11 protein-coding genes are annotated in these 14,605 nt (G+C 75.0%); 7 read left to right on the forward strand and 4 right to left on the reverse strand.

Annotated features, from left to right (window positions below; all coding sequences use genetic code 11):
• Positions 1 to 401 precede the first annotated feature (401 nt).
• Entirely contained in the window at positions 402 to 2,207 is a 1,806-nt protein-coding gene (locus ACFYYT_RS01105; RefSeq protein ID WP_351821804.1) for an alpha/beta fold hydrolase, read from the forward strand.
• Positions 2,208 to 2,514: 307 nt separating this feature from the next.
• Here ACFYYT_RS01105 and ACFYYT_RS01110 read toward each other — a convergent pair whose 3' ends face one another.
• Both ACFYYT_RS01110 and ACFYYT_RS01115 read right to left on the reverse strand, forming a co-directional pair.
• Positions 2,515 to 4,038 (reverse strand): aldehyde dehydrogenase family protein, encoded by a 1,524-nt coding sequence (locus ACFYYT_RS01110; RefSeq protein WP_351821802.1) that lies wholly within the window; start codon positions 4,036 to 4,038, stop codon positions 2,515 to 2,517.
• 54 nt (positions 4,039 to 4,092) lie between these two features.
• A complete protein-coding gene (locus tag ACFYYT_RS01115; protein WP_388606725.1) occupies positions 4,093 to 5,430 on the reverse strand; it encodes a GAF domain-containing protein in 1,338 nt (445 codons plus the stop codon).
• Positions 5,431 to 6,762: 1,332 nt separating this feature from the next.
• Here ACFYYT_RS01115 and ACFYYT_RS01120 point away from each other — a divergent pair.
• Positions 6,763 to 6,945, forward strand: coding sequence for a hypothetical protein (locus tag ACFYYT_RS01120; RefSeq protein WP_351826103.1), 183 nt, complete (start codon positions 6,763 to 6,765; stop codon positions 6,943 to 6,945).
• 23 nt (positions 6,946 to 6,968) lie between these two features.
• Positions 6,969 to 7,529, forward strand: a complete 561-nt coding sequence (locus tag ACFYYT_RS01125; protein WP_351826102.1) for an MOSC domain-containing protein — start codon at positions 6,969 to 6,971, stop codon at positions 7,527 to 7,529.
• A 197-nt stretch (positions 7,530 to 7,726) separates the two neighbouring features.
• Here the strand turns inward: ACFYYT_RS01125 and ACFYYT_RS01130 are convergent, their stop codons facing one another.
• Positions 7,727 to 8,524: a hypothetical protein gene (locus tag ACFYYT_RS01130; RefSeq protein ID WP_351826101.1), complete on the reverse strand. Its 798-nt coding sequence runs from the start codon at positions 8,522 to 8,524 to the stop codon at positions 7,727 to 7,729.
• A gap of 134 nt (positions 8,525 to 8,658) precedes the next feature.
• On the opposite strand from ACFYYT_RS01130, the gene ACFYYT_RS01135 reads away from it, so the two are divergent.
• Positions 8,659 to 9,573: an oxygenase MpaB family protein gene (locus ACFYYT_RS01135; protein WP_351826100.1), complete on the forward strand. Its 915-nt coding sequence runs from the start codon at positions 8,659 to 8,661 to the stop codon at positions 9,571 to 9,573.
• A 53-nt stretch (positions 9,574 to 9,626) separates the two neighbouring features.
• Here ACFYYT_RS01135 and ACFYYT_RS01140 read toward each other — a convergent pair whose 3' ends face one another.
• Positions 9,627 to 10,244: a methyltransferase domain-containing protein gene (locus ACFYYT_RS01140; protein ID WP_351826099.1), complete on the reverse strand. Its 618-nt coding sequence runs from the start codon at positions 10,242 to 10,244 to the stop codon at positions 9,627 to 9,629.
• 159 nt (positions 10,245 to 10,403) lie between these two features.
• On the opposite strand from ACFYYT_RS01140, the gene ACFYYT_RS01145 reads away from it, so the two are divergent.
• The 3 genes from ACFYYT_RS01145 (at position 10,404) to ACFYYT_RS01155 (ending at position 14,489) form a co-directional block, all read left to right on the forward strand.
• Positions 10,404 to 11,294: an MHYT domain-containing protein gene (locus tag ACFYYT_RS01145; RefSeq protein WP_351826098.1), complete on the forward strand. Its 891-nt coding sequence runs from the start codon at positions 10,404 to 10,406 to the stop codon at positions 11,292 to 11,294.
• A 94-nt stretch (positions 11,295 to 11,388) separates the two neighbouring features.
• Positions 11,389 to 14,022, forward strand: coding sequence for a nitrate- and nitrite sensing domain-containing protein (locus tag ACFYYT_RS01150; RefSeq protein ID WP_351826097.1), 2,634 nt, complete (start codon positions 11,389 to 11,391; stop codon positions 14,020 to 14,022).
• The gene (locus tag ACFYYT_RS01155; RefSeq protein WP_351826096.1) at positions 14,022 to 14,489 is read left to right on the forward strand and encodes a roadblock/LC7 domain-containing protein; all 468 of its coding nucleotides are present in this window, start codon (positions 14,022 to 14,024) and stop codon (positions 14,487 to 14,489) included. The genes ACFYYT_RS01150 and ACFYYT_RS01155 overlap by 1 nt, the downstream gene beginning before the upstream one ends.
• The last annotated feature ends 116 nt before the right edge of the window (positions 14,490 to 14,605 follow it).

Below are 14,605 nucleotides of genomic sequence, written 5' to 3' on the forward strand. Positions count from 1 at the left end.
CCCCTCCCGCGAGCATGGCCGCCGACCCCGGTCCCACACGCTCCGGAGCGGCGATGGACGTGCGGATCACTCCTGACGGAGCGTTGGCCAGTCTGCACCCACGGCTACGATCGCGGGGAAGTTGTGGAGCCACTCGCCCGGCGCACGGCTTGAACGCCACGCCGGGTGGCCGGACTTCGCCGTCCGGCGACCGTTGTCACGGCCGACATGCGCTCCAGGAGCATGGGGGCTGCCGGTGGGGCGCGCTGAGTTCCGGAGTTCCTACCGTAGCCACGTGGGGTGGGGGTGTGGATCGCGGAAACATCGCTAGTTCTGATGAACATGATGGTGCATCAGTTTGCCCATCGCTGACCTGATCATGATGTCGAGCGATATCCGTTCAGAGCAAAGGTGGTTTCCGAATGACCAGTGGCCAGACTCCCTCGGTCACCGAAGCGACGCTCACTGACATCGCCACCAACGGCATCTGGGGCCCCGGCCACAGCGTCAGCGAGGCCGTCGTCGACGTGTCCCGGGCGCTGCTCGCCTCCCTCCAGGGTGAGGAGGGCGTCGAGCTCCCGCCGGAGCTCGCGGAGCTGGTGGCCGCGGTGCGGCGGATCGCCACGATCGCGCTGCCCCGCATCACCACGCACGACGGTGTCCGGCTGTCGGCGTTCAGCATCAAGCTGAAGGACGACGCCCCGCGCCCCGTGGTGATCGTGCCCGCCGGGTGGAACCCGTACGGCTGGCTGCCGTTCCTCTACGCGTACCTCAAGCTGGCGCAGCGCGGCTACCACGTGCTCGCCTACTCCCCGCGCGGCATCGGCATCAAGGGCTGGCTGTCGACCTCCGAGGGCTTCGTCAACGTGGCCGGGCCCGACGACTGGGCCGACGGCTCGTCCGTGATCGACTACGCGCAGGAGGCCCTCGACCCCAGCCGGATCGGCTTCCTCGGCGAGTCCTACGGCTCCGGGATCAGCCAGCTGGTCGCCGCGCACGACCCGGCCGGCCGCGTCTCCACCGTGGTCGCGCTGAGCACCTGGGGCAACCTCGCCACCAGCCTGTACAACAACGGCACCCGGCACCTGGCGGCCGTGGAGGCACTGATCGCCTTCACCGGCGGCCCGCTGGAGGAGAAGTTCGACGAGGGCTCCCAGCAGCTCCTGAAGGACTTCCTGGCCGGCCGGAACCTCGACGCCGTGGTCGAGTGGGGCACCGAGCGCTCCCCGGAGACGTACGTCGACCAGACGAACGCGCGGGGCATCCCGACGTTCATCTCGAACACCTGGCACGAGACGCTGTTCCCGGTCAACCCGGTGCTCGACCACTTCGAGCGGCTCACCGTGCCGAAGCGGCTGAACCTGTGGATCGGCGACCACGGCGCCCCCGAGGGCCCCGGCCTGGCCGGGCTGGTGACCGGCCTGCCGTTCCCCGGGCTGGCGGAGCCGACGCGGGAGGCCTACGAGTGGCTGGACCACCACCTGCTCGGCGTCGACAACGACGTGCCGAACTGGTCGGTGGTGAAGAGCCAGAGCATGTTCACCTACAAGACGATCGCGATCCCGGGCGGCTCCAACCTGATCACCGTCCCGGCGCACCGCGAGACGCACGACTCCTGGTCCGAGGCCACCACCGGGAGCGAGTCGTGGTACCTCACCGGTACCGGCGGCTCCGGTGACGGCGCGCTGACCGACAAGCCGACCAACGGGTGGTCGCGGGACTTCCAGGCCGGCGCCCTGACCTCCTCCCACGCGGGCGAGCTGCTCAAGACCGGGCAGCGGGAGTGGTTCGGCAACCCCAACAAGTACACCCTCGCGGACTTCGAGCGCACTCAGCTGCTGGTCTGGACGACCGACCCGCTGACCGGCCCCGGTGAGGTGGCCCGCCGGATCCGGGGCGCCGCCACCGTGCGGCTGTCGGTGCGCAGCAGCGTCGATGCCGCCACCGTGATCGCGTACCTGTACGACGTCGCCCCGGACGGCGCCGCCCGGATCATCACCCACGAGCCGTACACGGCCACCGGCCTGGCCCCGAAGGCCGACACCACCATCACCTGGTCGCTCCAGGCCGCGTCCTACGACCTGCCGGTCGGGCACCGCCTCGCCTTGGTGGTCAACAGCCGCGACCCGCTGTACTCCTACGCGGGCTCGGACCTCCCGGCCCTCACCACCACCACGGTCGGCTCCGTGAGCGGGAGCGAGGCCCGGCTGGAACTGCCGCTGAGCTGACACCCAGGGCGCCACCGCCCGTGCGGCAGCCCGCCGATCGGCGTACCGCGGGCTGCCGTACGGGTGCGGTCGGGGCCGGGCGGGAACGGCAACGGCTCTGAGTGAGTTGACGTACCAGGCCAGGCTCACGGCCGACTGGGTGGCCGCCAGCCTCACTCCGGGCGGGGAGTCTGGTCCGTGACTGGTCCGGGAGGCGCGACTGAGCCGCTCCATCCCGCACTTGGCGTGGTGACTCCGTGCTGATGGGTGAGGCTCCGCGGCTGACTTCAGGAGGGTAATTTCCCTTCCTGGAGCTCGACTTGGTTCTCTAGAAGAACCCAACTGCCTTCGGGGAATAGCTGCAATAGATGTTCTTCGTCTGCTGGTAGTGCTCCAGCATCATCTTGTGCGTCTCGCGGCCGATGCCCGACTGCTTGTAGCCGCCGAAGGCGGCGTGCGCCGCGTAGGCGTGGTAGCAGTTCGTCCAGACGCGGCCCGCCTGGATGGCGCGGCCCGCGCGGTACGCCGTGTTGATGTCGCGGGTCCAGACGCCGGCGCCCAGACCGTACGCCGTGTCGTTGGCGATGCGGACCGCGTCGTCGAAGTCCTGGAAGGAGGTCACCGACACCACCGGGCCGAAGATCTCCTCCTGGAAGATCCGCATCCGGTTGTCCCCCTCGAAGACGGTCGGCTGGACGTAGAAGCCGCCCGCCAGGTCACCGCCGTGGTCGATGCGCCCGCCGCCCGTCAGCACCTTCGCGCCCTCCTGCCGGCCGATCTCCACGTACGACAGGACCTTCCGCAGCTGCTCCTCGGAGGCCTGGGCGCCGATCATCGTGTCCGTGTCCAGCGGGTGGCCCGGCACGATCAGTTCCGTGCGGGCGACGGCCGCGTCCAGGAACTCCCCGTACCGGCCGCGTTCGATCAGCGCGCGCGACGGGCTCGTACAGACCTCGCCCTGGTTCAGCGCGAACATCGTGAAGCCCTCCAGGGCCTTGTCGCGCAGGTCGTCGTCGGCCGTCCAGATGTCGTCGAAGAACAGGTTCGGGCTCTTGCCGCCGAGTTCCAGGGTGACCGGCTTCAGGTGCTCGGCCGCGTACTGCATGATCAGGCGCCCCGTGGCGGTCTCCCCGGTGAAGGCGACCTTCGCCACGCGCGGGCTCGACGCGAGGGGTTTGCCCGCCTCCTCGCCGAAGCCGTTGACGATGTTCAGCACGCCCGGCGGCAGCAGGTCGGACACCAGGCTCAGCCAGTAGTGCACCGAGGCCGGCGTCTGCTCGGCCGGCTTGAGGACCACCGCGTTGCCCGCGGCGAGCGCCGGGGCGAGCTTCCACACGGCCATCAGGATCGGGAAGTTCCACGGGATGATCTGGGCGACCACCCCCAGCGGCTCGTGGAAGTGATAGGCCACCGTGTCCTCGTCGAGCTGGCTGAGCGCCCCCTCCTGGGCGCGCAGCGCGCCCGCGAAGTAGCGGAACTGGTCGATCGCCAGCGGCAGGTCCGCGGCGAGGGTCTCGCGCACCGGCTTGCCGTTCTCCCAGGTCTCCGCGACCGCGAGGGCCTCCAGGTTCTGCTCCATCCGGTCCGCGATGCGCAGCAGGACGGTGGAACGCTCGCCCGCCGAGGTGCGCCCCCAGCCCGGGGCGGCCGCGTGCGCCGCGTCCAGGGCCCGTTCCACGTCCTCCGCCGTGCCCCGCGCGACCTCCGTGAACGGCCGGCCGGTGACGGGGGAGGGGTTCTCGAAGTACTGCCCCCGCGCCGGCGCGACGTACTCGCCGCCGATGAAGTGGTCGTAGCGGGACGCGTACGTCATCAGCGCGCCCTCCGTACCGGGCGCAGCGTAACGGGCCATGGTGTGCCTCCCCTTGCCGGGCGCCGGCCGCCGTCGGACAGCGCTCGGAGGAGGCTAGGAGCGGGTGGGTTGCGGATACGTTGCAACCGGCGCCGCCACCCCGCGCCCCGGCCCCCGCCCCGGCGCCGCCCCCGGCCCCGTGCCCAGCTCCGCGTCGAGGGCCCGTACGCGGGCCAGCGCGGCCGGCCGGTCCCGCGGCGGCAGGGCCGCGGCCAGCGCCCGCCACACCGCCGGGTCCTCCGCGCCCCACGGCCCGCACACCCAGTCGGCGAGCAGCCCGGCGTCCGCCCGCGCGATCACCGCCGCCCGCGCCTGGTCCTCGATCCGCCGCCGCAGCCGTACGATCCCGGGCGCGGCGGAGGCCGGCAGCAGGGGGCCCGGGTACCGGGTGAGGGCGGCCGACACGGCCCCCGCCGCCAAGTGCCGGGTCACGGCCGTGAAGTCGGCCTCCAGCGGGACGGCGGTCCGGTAGGGGCGGGAGAGCAGGATCCCGGCGCCCAGCAGGGAGCGCAGCCGGGACACCTCCGCCCGCAGGGTCACCGCGGAGACGGACTCGTCCTCGTACAGGGCGAAGGCGAGTTCGGCCCCCGACAGGCCCTCGGGATGGTGCGCGAGCAGGGCCATGATCTCGCTGTGCCGCCGCCCCAGCGGGATCCGGCGCCCGCCGAGCACGAGCAGCGCCTCATCACGGCCCAGGGCCGTCAGGGTGTTGCGCCCGGCGGACTCCTCGGGCGGTGCGAGCAGCGCCAGTTGGGCCTCCGCGGCCCGGGCCACCGCCTGGACGAAGGCCAGCGAGTGCGGGTGCGCCAGCCCGTCGCCGCCGGTGATGTCGACCGCCCCCAGCACCCGGCCCGTGGCGGGGTCGCGCACCGGGGCCGCCGCGCAGGTCCAGGGGTGCACGAGCCGGCTGAAGTGCTCGGCGCCGAAGACCTGCACGGGCTGCCCGAGCGCGACCGCCGTGCCCGGCGCATTGGTTCCCATCGCGGTCTCCGCCCAGCGCGCCCCCGGTACGAAGCCCAGCCGCTCGGCCCGCCGCAGCGTGGCCGACTCCCCCTCGACCCACAGCAGCCCGCCGCGCGCGTCGCACACCGCGAGCAGGTGCGCCCCCTGCGCGGCGAACGCCCCCACGAGGTCCCGGAAGAGCGGCATCACCCGGGACAGGGGATGCTGCTCGCGGTAACCCCGCAGGTCCGCCTCCGCCAGCGCCGGCCCGGGCGCGCACTCCGGGCTGACCCGCGCCCGCGCGCACCGCCGCCACGACTTCGCGATCACCGTCCGGACCGGCGGTCCGACCAGGCCGTCCCGGGTGAAGGCCTCGTGCGCCCGTCGCAGCACCCGCGTGCGTTCCACGGGGTCGGCCCCGCCCGGCAGCGCCAACGACGGGTCGCCCATGTCGCCCTCCCGGGGGGTCGTGGTGCCCCGGAACGCGGAGCGCCCCCATCGTGGTGCGGCCCCCGGCCCCGGGCAAGCGCTGTGTCGGCCACCCCGCGCCGAAACCCGCTCCGGGCCGGGCGGGGCAGCCGCTTCCGCAGTGGGGCGGGGTGAGGCGGGCTCCGGCGTGCTGCCCCGGCGTGGGGGCTATGGCCGGGGGTCCCGGCGGGCGGGTCCAGGGAGGCCGGCGCCGATGCCGGGTCCGGGGCCGACGGGCCCGCCAGGTGCCGGCGGCCCGGCTCGCGGCGCAGCGGCCACCAGCGGCCGTGCCGGTTCAGCCGCAGCCGGCCGTTGCCGTCCGGGGTCGTCCAGCGGGCCCGGACCCGGCGCAGCTCCGGAGCGGCCTCGTCCGGCCAGGCCGCCGCCAGGGCGGAGCGGGCCCGGGCCAGGGCCGCCCGGTCCGGCGTCCAGTCCTCCTCCAGCGCCTCCAGGGCGGCCGCCCCGCCGAAGCCCCAGGCCCCGTACGGCCCGTTCCATCGCCGCCCCGTCGCGACCGGCGGCCACCGACAGGCGGAACCGGACCCGGAAGTCACCGGCCTCCGCGGCGAGCCGTACGGCGTCTTCCGCCACGGTCAGGGCCGGCTCCGCGGCGCGCTCCGCATGGCCCGGAGCCAGCGCCAGCGCCCCCGCGAGCAGCCGGTACGCCTCGGACGCGGCCGCCTGCGCGAGGAACTCCACCGCGTCCACGTCCCGCCCCTCCGGCTCCGTGTCGGTGTCCAGCGAGGGCGGCCGGCCCGGCTCGTCCGGCCGCGAGGGCAGCGGCGGCAACCTCGGCAGGCCCCGCCGCGCCGCCGCGAACACCTCCGCGGCCGGCCTCCCCGGGTCCGCCGCGGCGGATTCCGCTTCCGGCTCGGCGCCCGCCGCGTCCCGCTCCTCCAGCGCGTCCAGCAGCCGCCGCCGCGTCCGCCCGCGCAGGAGCAGCAGCAGGAACGGGTCGCCGTCAGAGCGCCGCCGTGTGGGGGCAGTGGTCCCACTCGCCGCAGTCGCAGCGCGGGTCGAGGTCGCAGAGCCCGGGCAGCGCAGCAGCGGGCCGGACATCTCGGTGCGCGCGAGCTCCCTGGATTCGGGCTCGGGGGAACGGGGCGGCCGAGAGCAGCCCGCCCGACGGGCCCCCGGGCCCGTGGGGGCGCGGCGACCCGGATCACGTCACGGGCGACGTGGACGGCCACCCCGGTAGCCCCTCCGGTGGCCGGGAACGTACGCTCCGGACCGCACGTTGTGCAGATGACGGACGTGGTGACGCGTCGGAGAAGTCGGGGCAGTCGAAGAAGTCGAAGAAGGAGGTGTCCGCGGATGTCGAAGAACGCGAAGATCGCGGTCGGCGCTGTGGTGGCAGCCGTCGTGCTGTACTCCCTGCTCGGATTCTGGGCGGGACTGGCGGTTCTGATCGGGGTTCCGGTCGCGGCCTATCTGCTGCTGGACTCCTCCCAGAAGCGTCGCCTGCGGGGCATATCCAGGAAGCAGCTCGGCCGCTGAGGTCGGCAGGGGGGACGTTTCACATGAACAGCGCTCATGGGGGCACAGGGCGGATCGCCGCGGTCAGCAGCAACGGCGAGTACTCGTTCACCAAGCCCAACCGGCCGAGCATCACGCTGCTCGCCGGACTGGGTGTGGAGGGCGACGTGCACGCGGGCGTCACGGTCAAGCACCGCTCGCGGGTGGCGGCGGATCCGACCCAGCCGAACCTCCGGCAGGTGCACCTGATCCACCGCGAACTGTTCGACGAGGTGGCCTCGGCGGGCTTCAGCGTCGAACCGGGCGAGCTCGGGGAGAACGTGACGACGGAGGGCATAGACCTGCACGCCCTGCCGACGGGGACGCTGTTGCGCCTCGGCCGGGAGGCGGTGGTGGAGGTGACGGGCCTGCGCAACCCGTGCCCGCAGATCAACGCCTTCCAGGACGGGCTGCTCAAGCAGGTCGTCGGCCGGGACGAGCAGGGCCGGGTGGTCCGCAAGGCCGGGATCATGGGCGTGGTCCACCAGGGCGGCACCATCCGCCCCGGCGACACCATCGAAGTCACCCTGCCGGCGCCGCCGCACGTCCCGCTCGACCGTGTCTGACCCCGGCCGGATCCGGCCCGACCGCGCTCGACGCGGTTCGGGTCGCCAGGCGGCGTCCGACGCCGCTTGATGCCGCCCGGCGCCCTCAGACGGAGTCTGGCCAACGGCCCAGTGTCGGGAGGCCCGGAGCCGGAGGCCGCCCGGCGCCGGCAGCCCGTCCCGGGCCGGCGCGGCCCGGCGCGGGCTGCCGCTCGGGTTCAGGCCGGACGGATGGCGACGCGGTCCAGCGCCGCCAGCAGTTCCGGGAGCCCGGGGAAGTCCGCCGGTTCGGGACCGCCCGCGCGCGGGACGGCCAGGACCTCGCCGGGCTCCTCGTCCAGCAGCACGAAAGCCGCGTCGTCGGTCCGGGCCACCAGCGACCAGCCGGGCCCGTCGGCCCGGAGCGTCCGCGCGCCCTCACCCGCGAAGGCGGAGCGGACCCGGCCCGGCGGCGGCGCCTGGCGCGTGTACGCCGCGGCCTCCCGCAGCGCCCGCGCCAGCCCGGGATGCGCCGCGGCCGCCGCCCCGCCGTCCTCCGCGACGCGCTCGCGCCAGTCCGTCCACTCCCGGGCGATCTGGTCCGCGCCCAGGCGCCGCTGGACCGGCCCCCACACCCGCGCCGATGGCGGAGCCAGCGGCACCCGGCCGGTCCCGTCCGCGCCCTGCTCCGGATCGTGCGGCGCGGGCACGTCCGGCGCCGCCACCGTCAGCTCCAGCGGCCAGCCCGCCAGCGAGGCCACGACCGTCCGCTCGTCGGGAGACAGCTCGTACTCCATGCCGCAGTCCCAGGAGGCGATGGCCGTGGCCACGAGCGAGACGTCGTCCACGACGACCGTCCAGCGCGCGCCCTCCTCGTCCTGCCCGAGCACCAGCCCGTAGCCCTCGGCGGACGGCTGCACGCCCAGCAGGGCGCAGGCCTCGGGGAAGTCGTCGCCGAACACCGCCGGGAACTGCGTGGGGGTCAGCAGTACGGCGGTCAGCACGTACAGCGAGCCCCCGTCCTCCTCGTCGGACACGTGGCCTCCCGATCGCTCTGTCGTCGGCGCACCTTAACCAGCGGGTAACACGCACGTCGAGAGCCCGCGCGCACCGATTTCCAAGGCCGCCACCTGCACGTAGAGTTGGGCACCCGCCACAGAAAGGGACACCGGTGCAGCGTTACGACCGGCTCAGGGAGATCCTCCGCCTCGATCCCGACAAGGACTTCCTGGCCATCTACCGGCTCACCGCCACCTACGAGTTCCCCTGGGACTTCACCCGCGCCCTGGAGCTCGCCCTCTTCCGGACCTACGCGGTCCCCGCCATCGGCGGCCTGCTCGCCGAGACCGGCGAGTTCACCGAACGCACCCAGAAGCGCTACGACGACACCGCACTGCTCCTCGACGCGGTCGTCGAGCACGGTTTCGACAGCGATACGGCGCGCACCGCGATCCGCCGCGTCAACCAGATGCACCGCGGGTACGACATCTCGGACGACGACATGCGCTACGTCCTGTCCACGTTCGTGGTCATCCCCGCCCGCTGGATCGACGCCTACGGCTGGCGCCCGCTCACCCACCACGAGCGCCGGGCCTGCGCCGCCTACTACGCCACCCTCGGCCGGCACCTCGGCATCAAGGACGTCCCGGGATCGTTCGAAGAGTTCGAGACCACCCTGGACGCCTACGAGCGGGAGCACTTCGGCTGGGACGAGGGCGGCCGGAAGGTCGCCGACTCCACCCTCGACCTGATGGCGTCCTGGTACCCGGCCCCGCTGGCCCCCGCCGTGCGCCGGGCGAGCCTGGCCCTGCTCGACGAGCCGCTGCTGAGCGCCTTCCGCTACGAGTCCCCGCGCCCCGCCCTGCGCCGGCTGGTCCGCGGCGCCCTGTGGCTGCGCGGCCGCGCGGTGCGGCTGATGCCGCCCCGCGACACCCCGCACTACGCCCGTCAGAACCCGGAGATCAAGGGCTACCCCGACGGCTACGACGTCGGCGAGCTCGGTACGTTCCCCGTGGCCGGCGCGGGCGGCTGCCCCGTGCCGCACCCGCGCCGGCCGGCCGGAGCCGAGGCCCAGCCGCCCGCGTAGCCCCCGGGTGCCGCGGGATCCCGGCGCGCGGGCCGACGTACGAGGGGGAGACCTCAGGGGCGGCGGGCCGCCAGGACCAGGAAACGGTGGTCCTCATCGGCGTACGAGGTCATCTCCCAGCCCGAACCGGCCAGCAGGGGCCGGAGGTTGGGCTCGGCCCGCAGGTCGTCCGGGGTCAGCTCGCGGCCGTGGCGGGCGGCGAGCGCGGCCCGCCCGATCGGGTGGAAGAGCGCGAGCCGGCCGCCGGGTCGGACCACGCGGGCGAGCTCGCGCAGGTTCGACTCCGGGTCGGCCAGGTGCGCGATCAGCCCGGCGGCGAACACCGCGTCCAGGGCCCCGTCGCGCAGCGGCAGCCGGGCCACGTCCGCGCACAGCAGCGTGCCGTCGGCGTCCCGCCCGGCCTCCCGGGCGGCGGCCAGCATGCCTTCGGTGAGGTCCACGCCGAGGACGGTCCCGGACGGTCCGACCGCCGCGCGCAACGGGGTCAGCGCCCGGCCCGTCCCGCACCCCGCGTCGAGCACCCGATCGCCCGGACCCACGCCGAACTCGCCGACGGCGGTCGCGAAAGCGGGTCCGTCCCCGGGGAACTTGCGGTCCCAGTCGGCGGCGCGCGCTCCGAAGAACTCCTGCACGCGCGTGCGGTCCTCGTTCGTACGGTTCACAGTGCTCATGCCCCCATGATCCCGCACCGGCACCACCTGCGGGGCGTGTGCAAGGTGGTACGCGGTGTGATCGGAGATGAACGTAGCTCTGTCATATTCCAGCAGTTCCAGCGGCTTTCGAAATGCTTCCCGTGTTCGCGGCCTCACCCGGACTAGCGTCCCGTGGCCATGGGACACCTGGACCACGCCGCCTATGGCTGGCTGACACCCGCACTGTCGTACGTGATGGCGTCGATCGGCGCCGCCCTCGGCCTGAGCTGCACCGTCCGCGCGCTCGCCGCGACCGGGGCCTCCCGCCGCAACTGGCTCCTCACGGCGGCCTCCGCCATCGGCACCGGCATCTGGACGATGCACTTCGTCGCGATGCTCGGCTTCCACGTCACCGGCACCGACATCCGCTACGACGTGCCGCTGACCGTCCTCAGCCTGCTCGGCGCGATGCTCGTCGTGGGCGCCGGAGTCTTCGCCGTCGGTTACGGCAGGGCGCGCGGCCGCTCCCTCGTCATCGGCGGCCTCACCACCGGACTCGGGGTCGCGAGCATGCACTACCTCGGCATGGCCGCCCTGCGCCTGCACGGCGGGATCAGCTACGCGCCGGCCGCCGTCGGGCTCTCGGTGGTCATCGCCGTCGTCGCGGCGACCGTCGCCCTGTGGGCCGCCTTCACCATCAAGTCCCCGGCGGCCGTCACCGTCGCCTCGCTCGTGATGGGCCTGGCCGTCAGCAGCATGCACTACACCGGGATGCTGGCCGTCTCCGTCCACGTCACGCCTTCGGACCGGCCGCTGCCCGGAGCCACCACCCTGCAGTTCATCTTCCCGCTCGCGGTCGGGCTGGGCTCCTACCTGTTCATCACCGCCGCCTTCGTGGCGCTGTCGCCGACCGCCGACGAGCGGGCTGCGACGGCCGCGGCCGCCGCCTCGCGCCCCGCGCCGGGGGGCGCGCCAGGGGGCGCGGCGGTTGGCGCGCCGGGGTCTGGGGCGGTGCCCGGGGCGGTGCCCGGGGCGGCGTCACCTTCCGCCCCGGGCAGCCCGGGCCGGGGCACCGTGCCCGCCCACTGACCCCGCGCCTCCCGCCCGCCCCGCCCGCCCCGTCGTCCACCCTCACCCCACCCGCCATCCCCGCCCCACCCGTACCGCCCGGAACGAGGAGTCCATGCGCACACCCCGCAGAAGACCGGAAGCAGCGGTCCCGCAGCCGCCCCTGCCCCCGGCGCGCGGCCGTCGGGCGCACGCCGGTCCCCCCGCCGAGGAGCCGCCGGCCCCGGACCCGCGCCCCTCCCCGCCCGGGGGCGCTCCGGCCGCCGCGCGCCCCTGGCAGCGGCAGCGGCTGCGGGTTCGGCTGCGGCCCGGCACCGTCCGGGCGAAGATCCTCTCCCTGCTGATGGTCCCGGTCGTCTCCCTGCTCGCCCTCTGGGCCTTCGCCACCGTCAGCGCCGCCCAGGACGTCGCCCTCCTCAGCCGTGTCCGGCAGGCCGACGCCGAGATCCGCACCCCCGTCGCCGCCGCCCTCACCGAGCTCCAGGCCGAACGCCGCGCCGCCGTCCGCTTCCTGGCCGATCCGGCCTCCGACCAGGCGGCCGCCCTGGAACAGCAGGCCCGCCGCACCGACGAGGCCGTGCGGCGCCTGCGCCTCGGCGACCGGCACACCGTGGCCGAATCCGGCGACTACCGCCCCGACGTGGTCACCCGGCTCGGCGCCTTCGTCAGCGGAGCGGAAGGGCTCGCCGCCGCCCGCCGGGACGTCACCGACCGCCGTGCGACCCCGGAGGGCGCCTACGAGACCTACACCCGCCTCGCCGATTCCGCCCTCGCCGTCGAAGGCGCCCTGGACGGCGACCGGGAGGGGGCAGCCGCCGGTTCCGACGCCCGCGTCCTGCTGGAGTTCGCCCGCGCCGGCGAGATGCTGGCCCGCGAGGACGCGCTCCTCGCCCTCCCCGGACCGCGCACCGGCGACGCGCTGCGCCGCCTGACCGGTGCCGTCGAAACCCGTCGCGCGCTGACCGCCGCCACCGCGGGCGACCTGCCCGCCCCCCAGCGGGCCGCCTGGGCGGCGGTGGCGAAGGGCGCCGCCTACGCCGAGCTCACCAGCGCCGAGGACAGGGCACTGGCCCCCGCCGGCCCCGCCCCCGCGCCCGTCCTGGCCCTGGCCCAGGGGACGGCGCCCGCGAACTGGGAGGCCGCGTACACGAGCGTCAGCGGCTCGGTGCGCGAGATCGGGGAGGCCGCCCGGGCCGCGGCCGCGCCGCGCACTGACCCGCTCACCGACGCGCTGCTCAGTCCCGCCGGGGCCGCCGTGCTGCTGGGCCTGGCCGCCGTCGCCGCCTCGCTCGTCATCTCGGTCCGCATCGGCCGCGCCCTCGTGGTCGAACTGGTCTCGCTGCGCAACGCCGCCCTGGAGATCGCCCACCGCAAGCTCCCGCAGGCCATGGAACGGCTCCGGGCCGGGCAGGCCGTCGACGTCGAGGGCGAGGCCGGGTCCCCCACCGGGCCGCCCGCCGGGGACGAGGTCAGCCAGGTCGGCGACGCCCTGTCCACCGTCCACCGGGCCGCCCTCAGCGCCGCCGTCGAACGCGCCGAACTCGCCAGCGGGGTCAGCGGGGTCTTCGTCAACCTCGCCCGCCGCAGCCAGGTCCTGGTCCACAAGCAGCTCACCCTGCTGGACTCGATGGAGCGGCGCGCCGACGACCCCGGTGAGCTCGGCGACCTCTTCCGGCTCGACCACCTCACGACCCGCATGCGCCGTCACGCGGAGAGCCTGATCATCCTCTCGGGCGCCGCGCCCGGCCGGGCCTGGCGCATGCCGGTCCCGCTGACCAACGTGGTGCGCGCCGCCGTCTCCGAGATCGAGGACTATCCGCGCGTCGAGGTCCGCGGACTCGCCGAAGCCGCCGTCGTCGGCGCCTCGGTGGCCGACCTCACCCACCTCCTCGCCGAACTGATCGAGAACGCCGCCCAGTTCTCCCCGCCGCACACCAAGGTCCGCGTCAGCGGCGAGCCCGTCGGCGCCGGATACGTCCTGGAGGTCGAGGACCGCGGCCTCGGCATGGGGCGCGAAGCCCTCGGCGCGGCCAACCGTCGGATCGAGCACTCCGAGGACCTCGACCTGTTCGACAGCGACCGCCTCGGCCTCTTCGTCGTCAGCCGCCTCTCCGCCCGCCACGGGGTACGGGTCCACCTGCGCACCTCCCCCTACGGAGGCACCACGGCGGTCGTCCTGCTGCCCAACTCCCTCCTCCAGAGCGCCATCGAAGCCCCCGCCCCGGACGGGACCACGGCCCGGGCCGCCGGAGAGGAGCAGCCGCGCCGTTCCCCGGCCGACAGTCCTGTACGGGAGACCGTGCCCGGCGTCCCGTCGCCCGGCCGGCCATCCGTCCCGGCGTCCGTCCTCCCCCCGGCCCCCGTCCCGGCCGCGGAGCCCGCCCCCGTACGGCAACCGCCGTCCCCCGCCCCGGTGGCCCCCCTCCGGCCGCGCGGCCCCGGTGGCGCGGGCACCCGTACGCACCCGGCGCCCGCACCGGCGCCCGCCCCCGCCGCCCCCGCCGCCGGGTCGGTGACCGAACTGCCGCGCCGGGTCCGCCAGGCCAGCCTGGTCCCGCAGCTGCGCGAGGCGCCCGCCGCGAAGGTCGACCCCGACGGCAGCCGGCCCGAAGGCGCGCCCCGGGGCCGCAGCCCCGAGCAGGCGCGGGAACGGATGGCGGCCTTCCGGGACGGCTGGGCGCGCGGGGCCCGGGAGACCTCGAAGGCGCACGGCGGCGTCCCCCACGCAGGCAACGAAGGAGAAGTGTGATGATCGAACAGCACAGGACCGACCCGGGCCTCGACGGCCACCCAGAGCTCGACGCGGGCCGCCGGCCCGGCGAACCGGACTGGCTGCTGGACGACCTGGTGACGCGGGTCCGCGAGGTCCGGCATGCCGTGGTCCTGTCCAACGACGGTCTGGCCGTCGGCTCCTCGCACGCGCTGAGCCGGGAGGACGCCGAGCACCTGGCGGCCGTGGCCTCCGGCTTCCACAGCCTCGCCAAGGGCGCCGGCCGGCACTTCCACGCCGGGGGCGTGCGCCAGACGATGGTGGAGATGGACGAGGGCTTCCTGTTCGTCGCGGCCGCCGGTGACGGCTCCTGCCTGGCCGTCCTCAGCGAGGCGGGCGCCGACATCGGGCTGATCGCCTACGAGATGGCGCGGCTGGTCAAGCGGGTCGGCGAGCACCTGTACGCCCCGCCCCGGTTCGCGGCCCGGCCGCCGGCCGCCGGGTGAGGGCGGCGGTCCGGCGGATGGACGCCCAGCAGGCCGAGGGCCCGCAGGTGGAGCCCCCGCAGGCCGGGGACGCGCAGGTGAAGCCCGAGCCGCCGGGGGAGGCGCGGGCCGGGAAC

Origin of the sequence: Streptomyces sp. NPDC002032 (assembly GCF_042890765.1) — a bacterium.
In the GTDB taxonomy this organism is placed as follows: Bacteria; Actinomycetota; Actinomycetes; order Streptomycetales; family Streptomycetaceae; genus Streptomyces.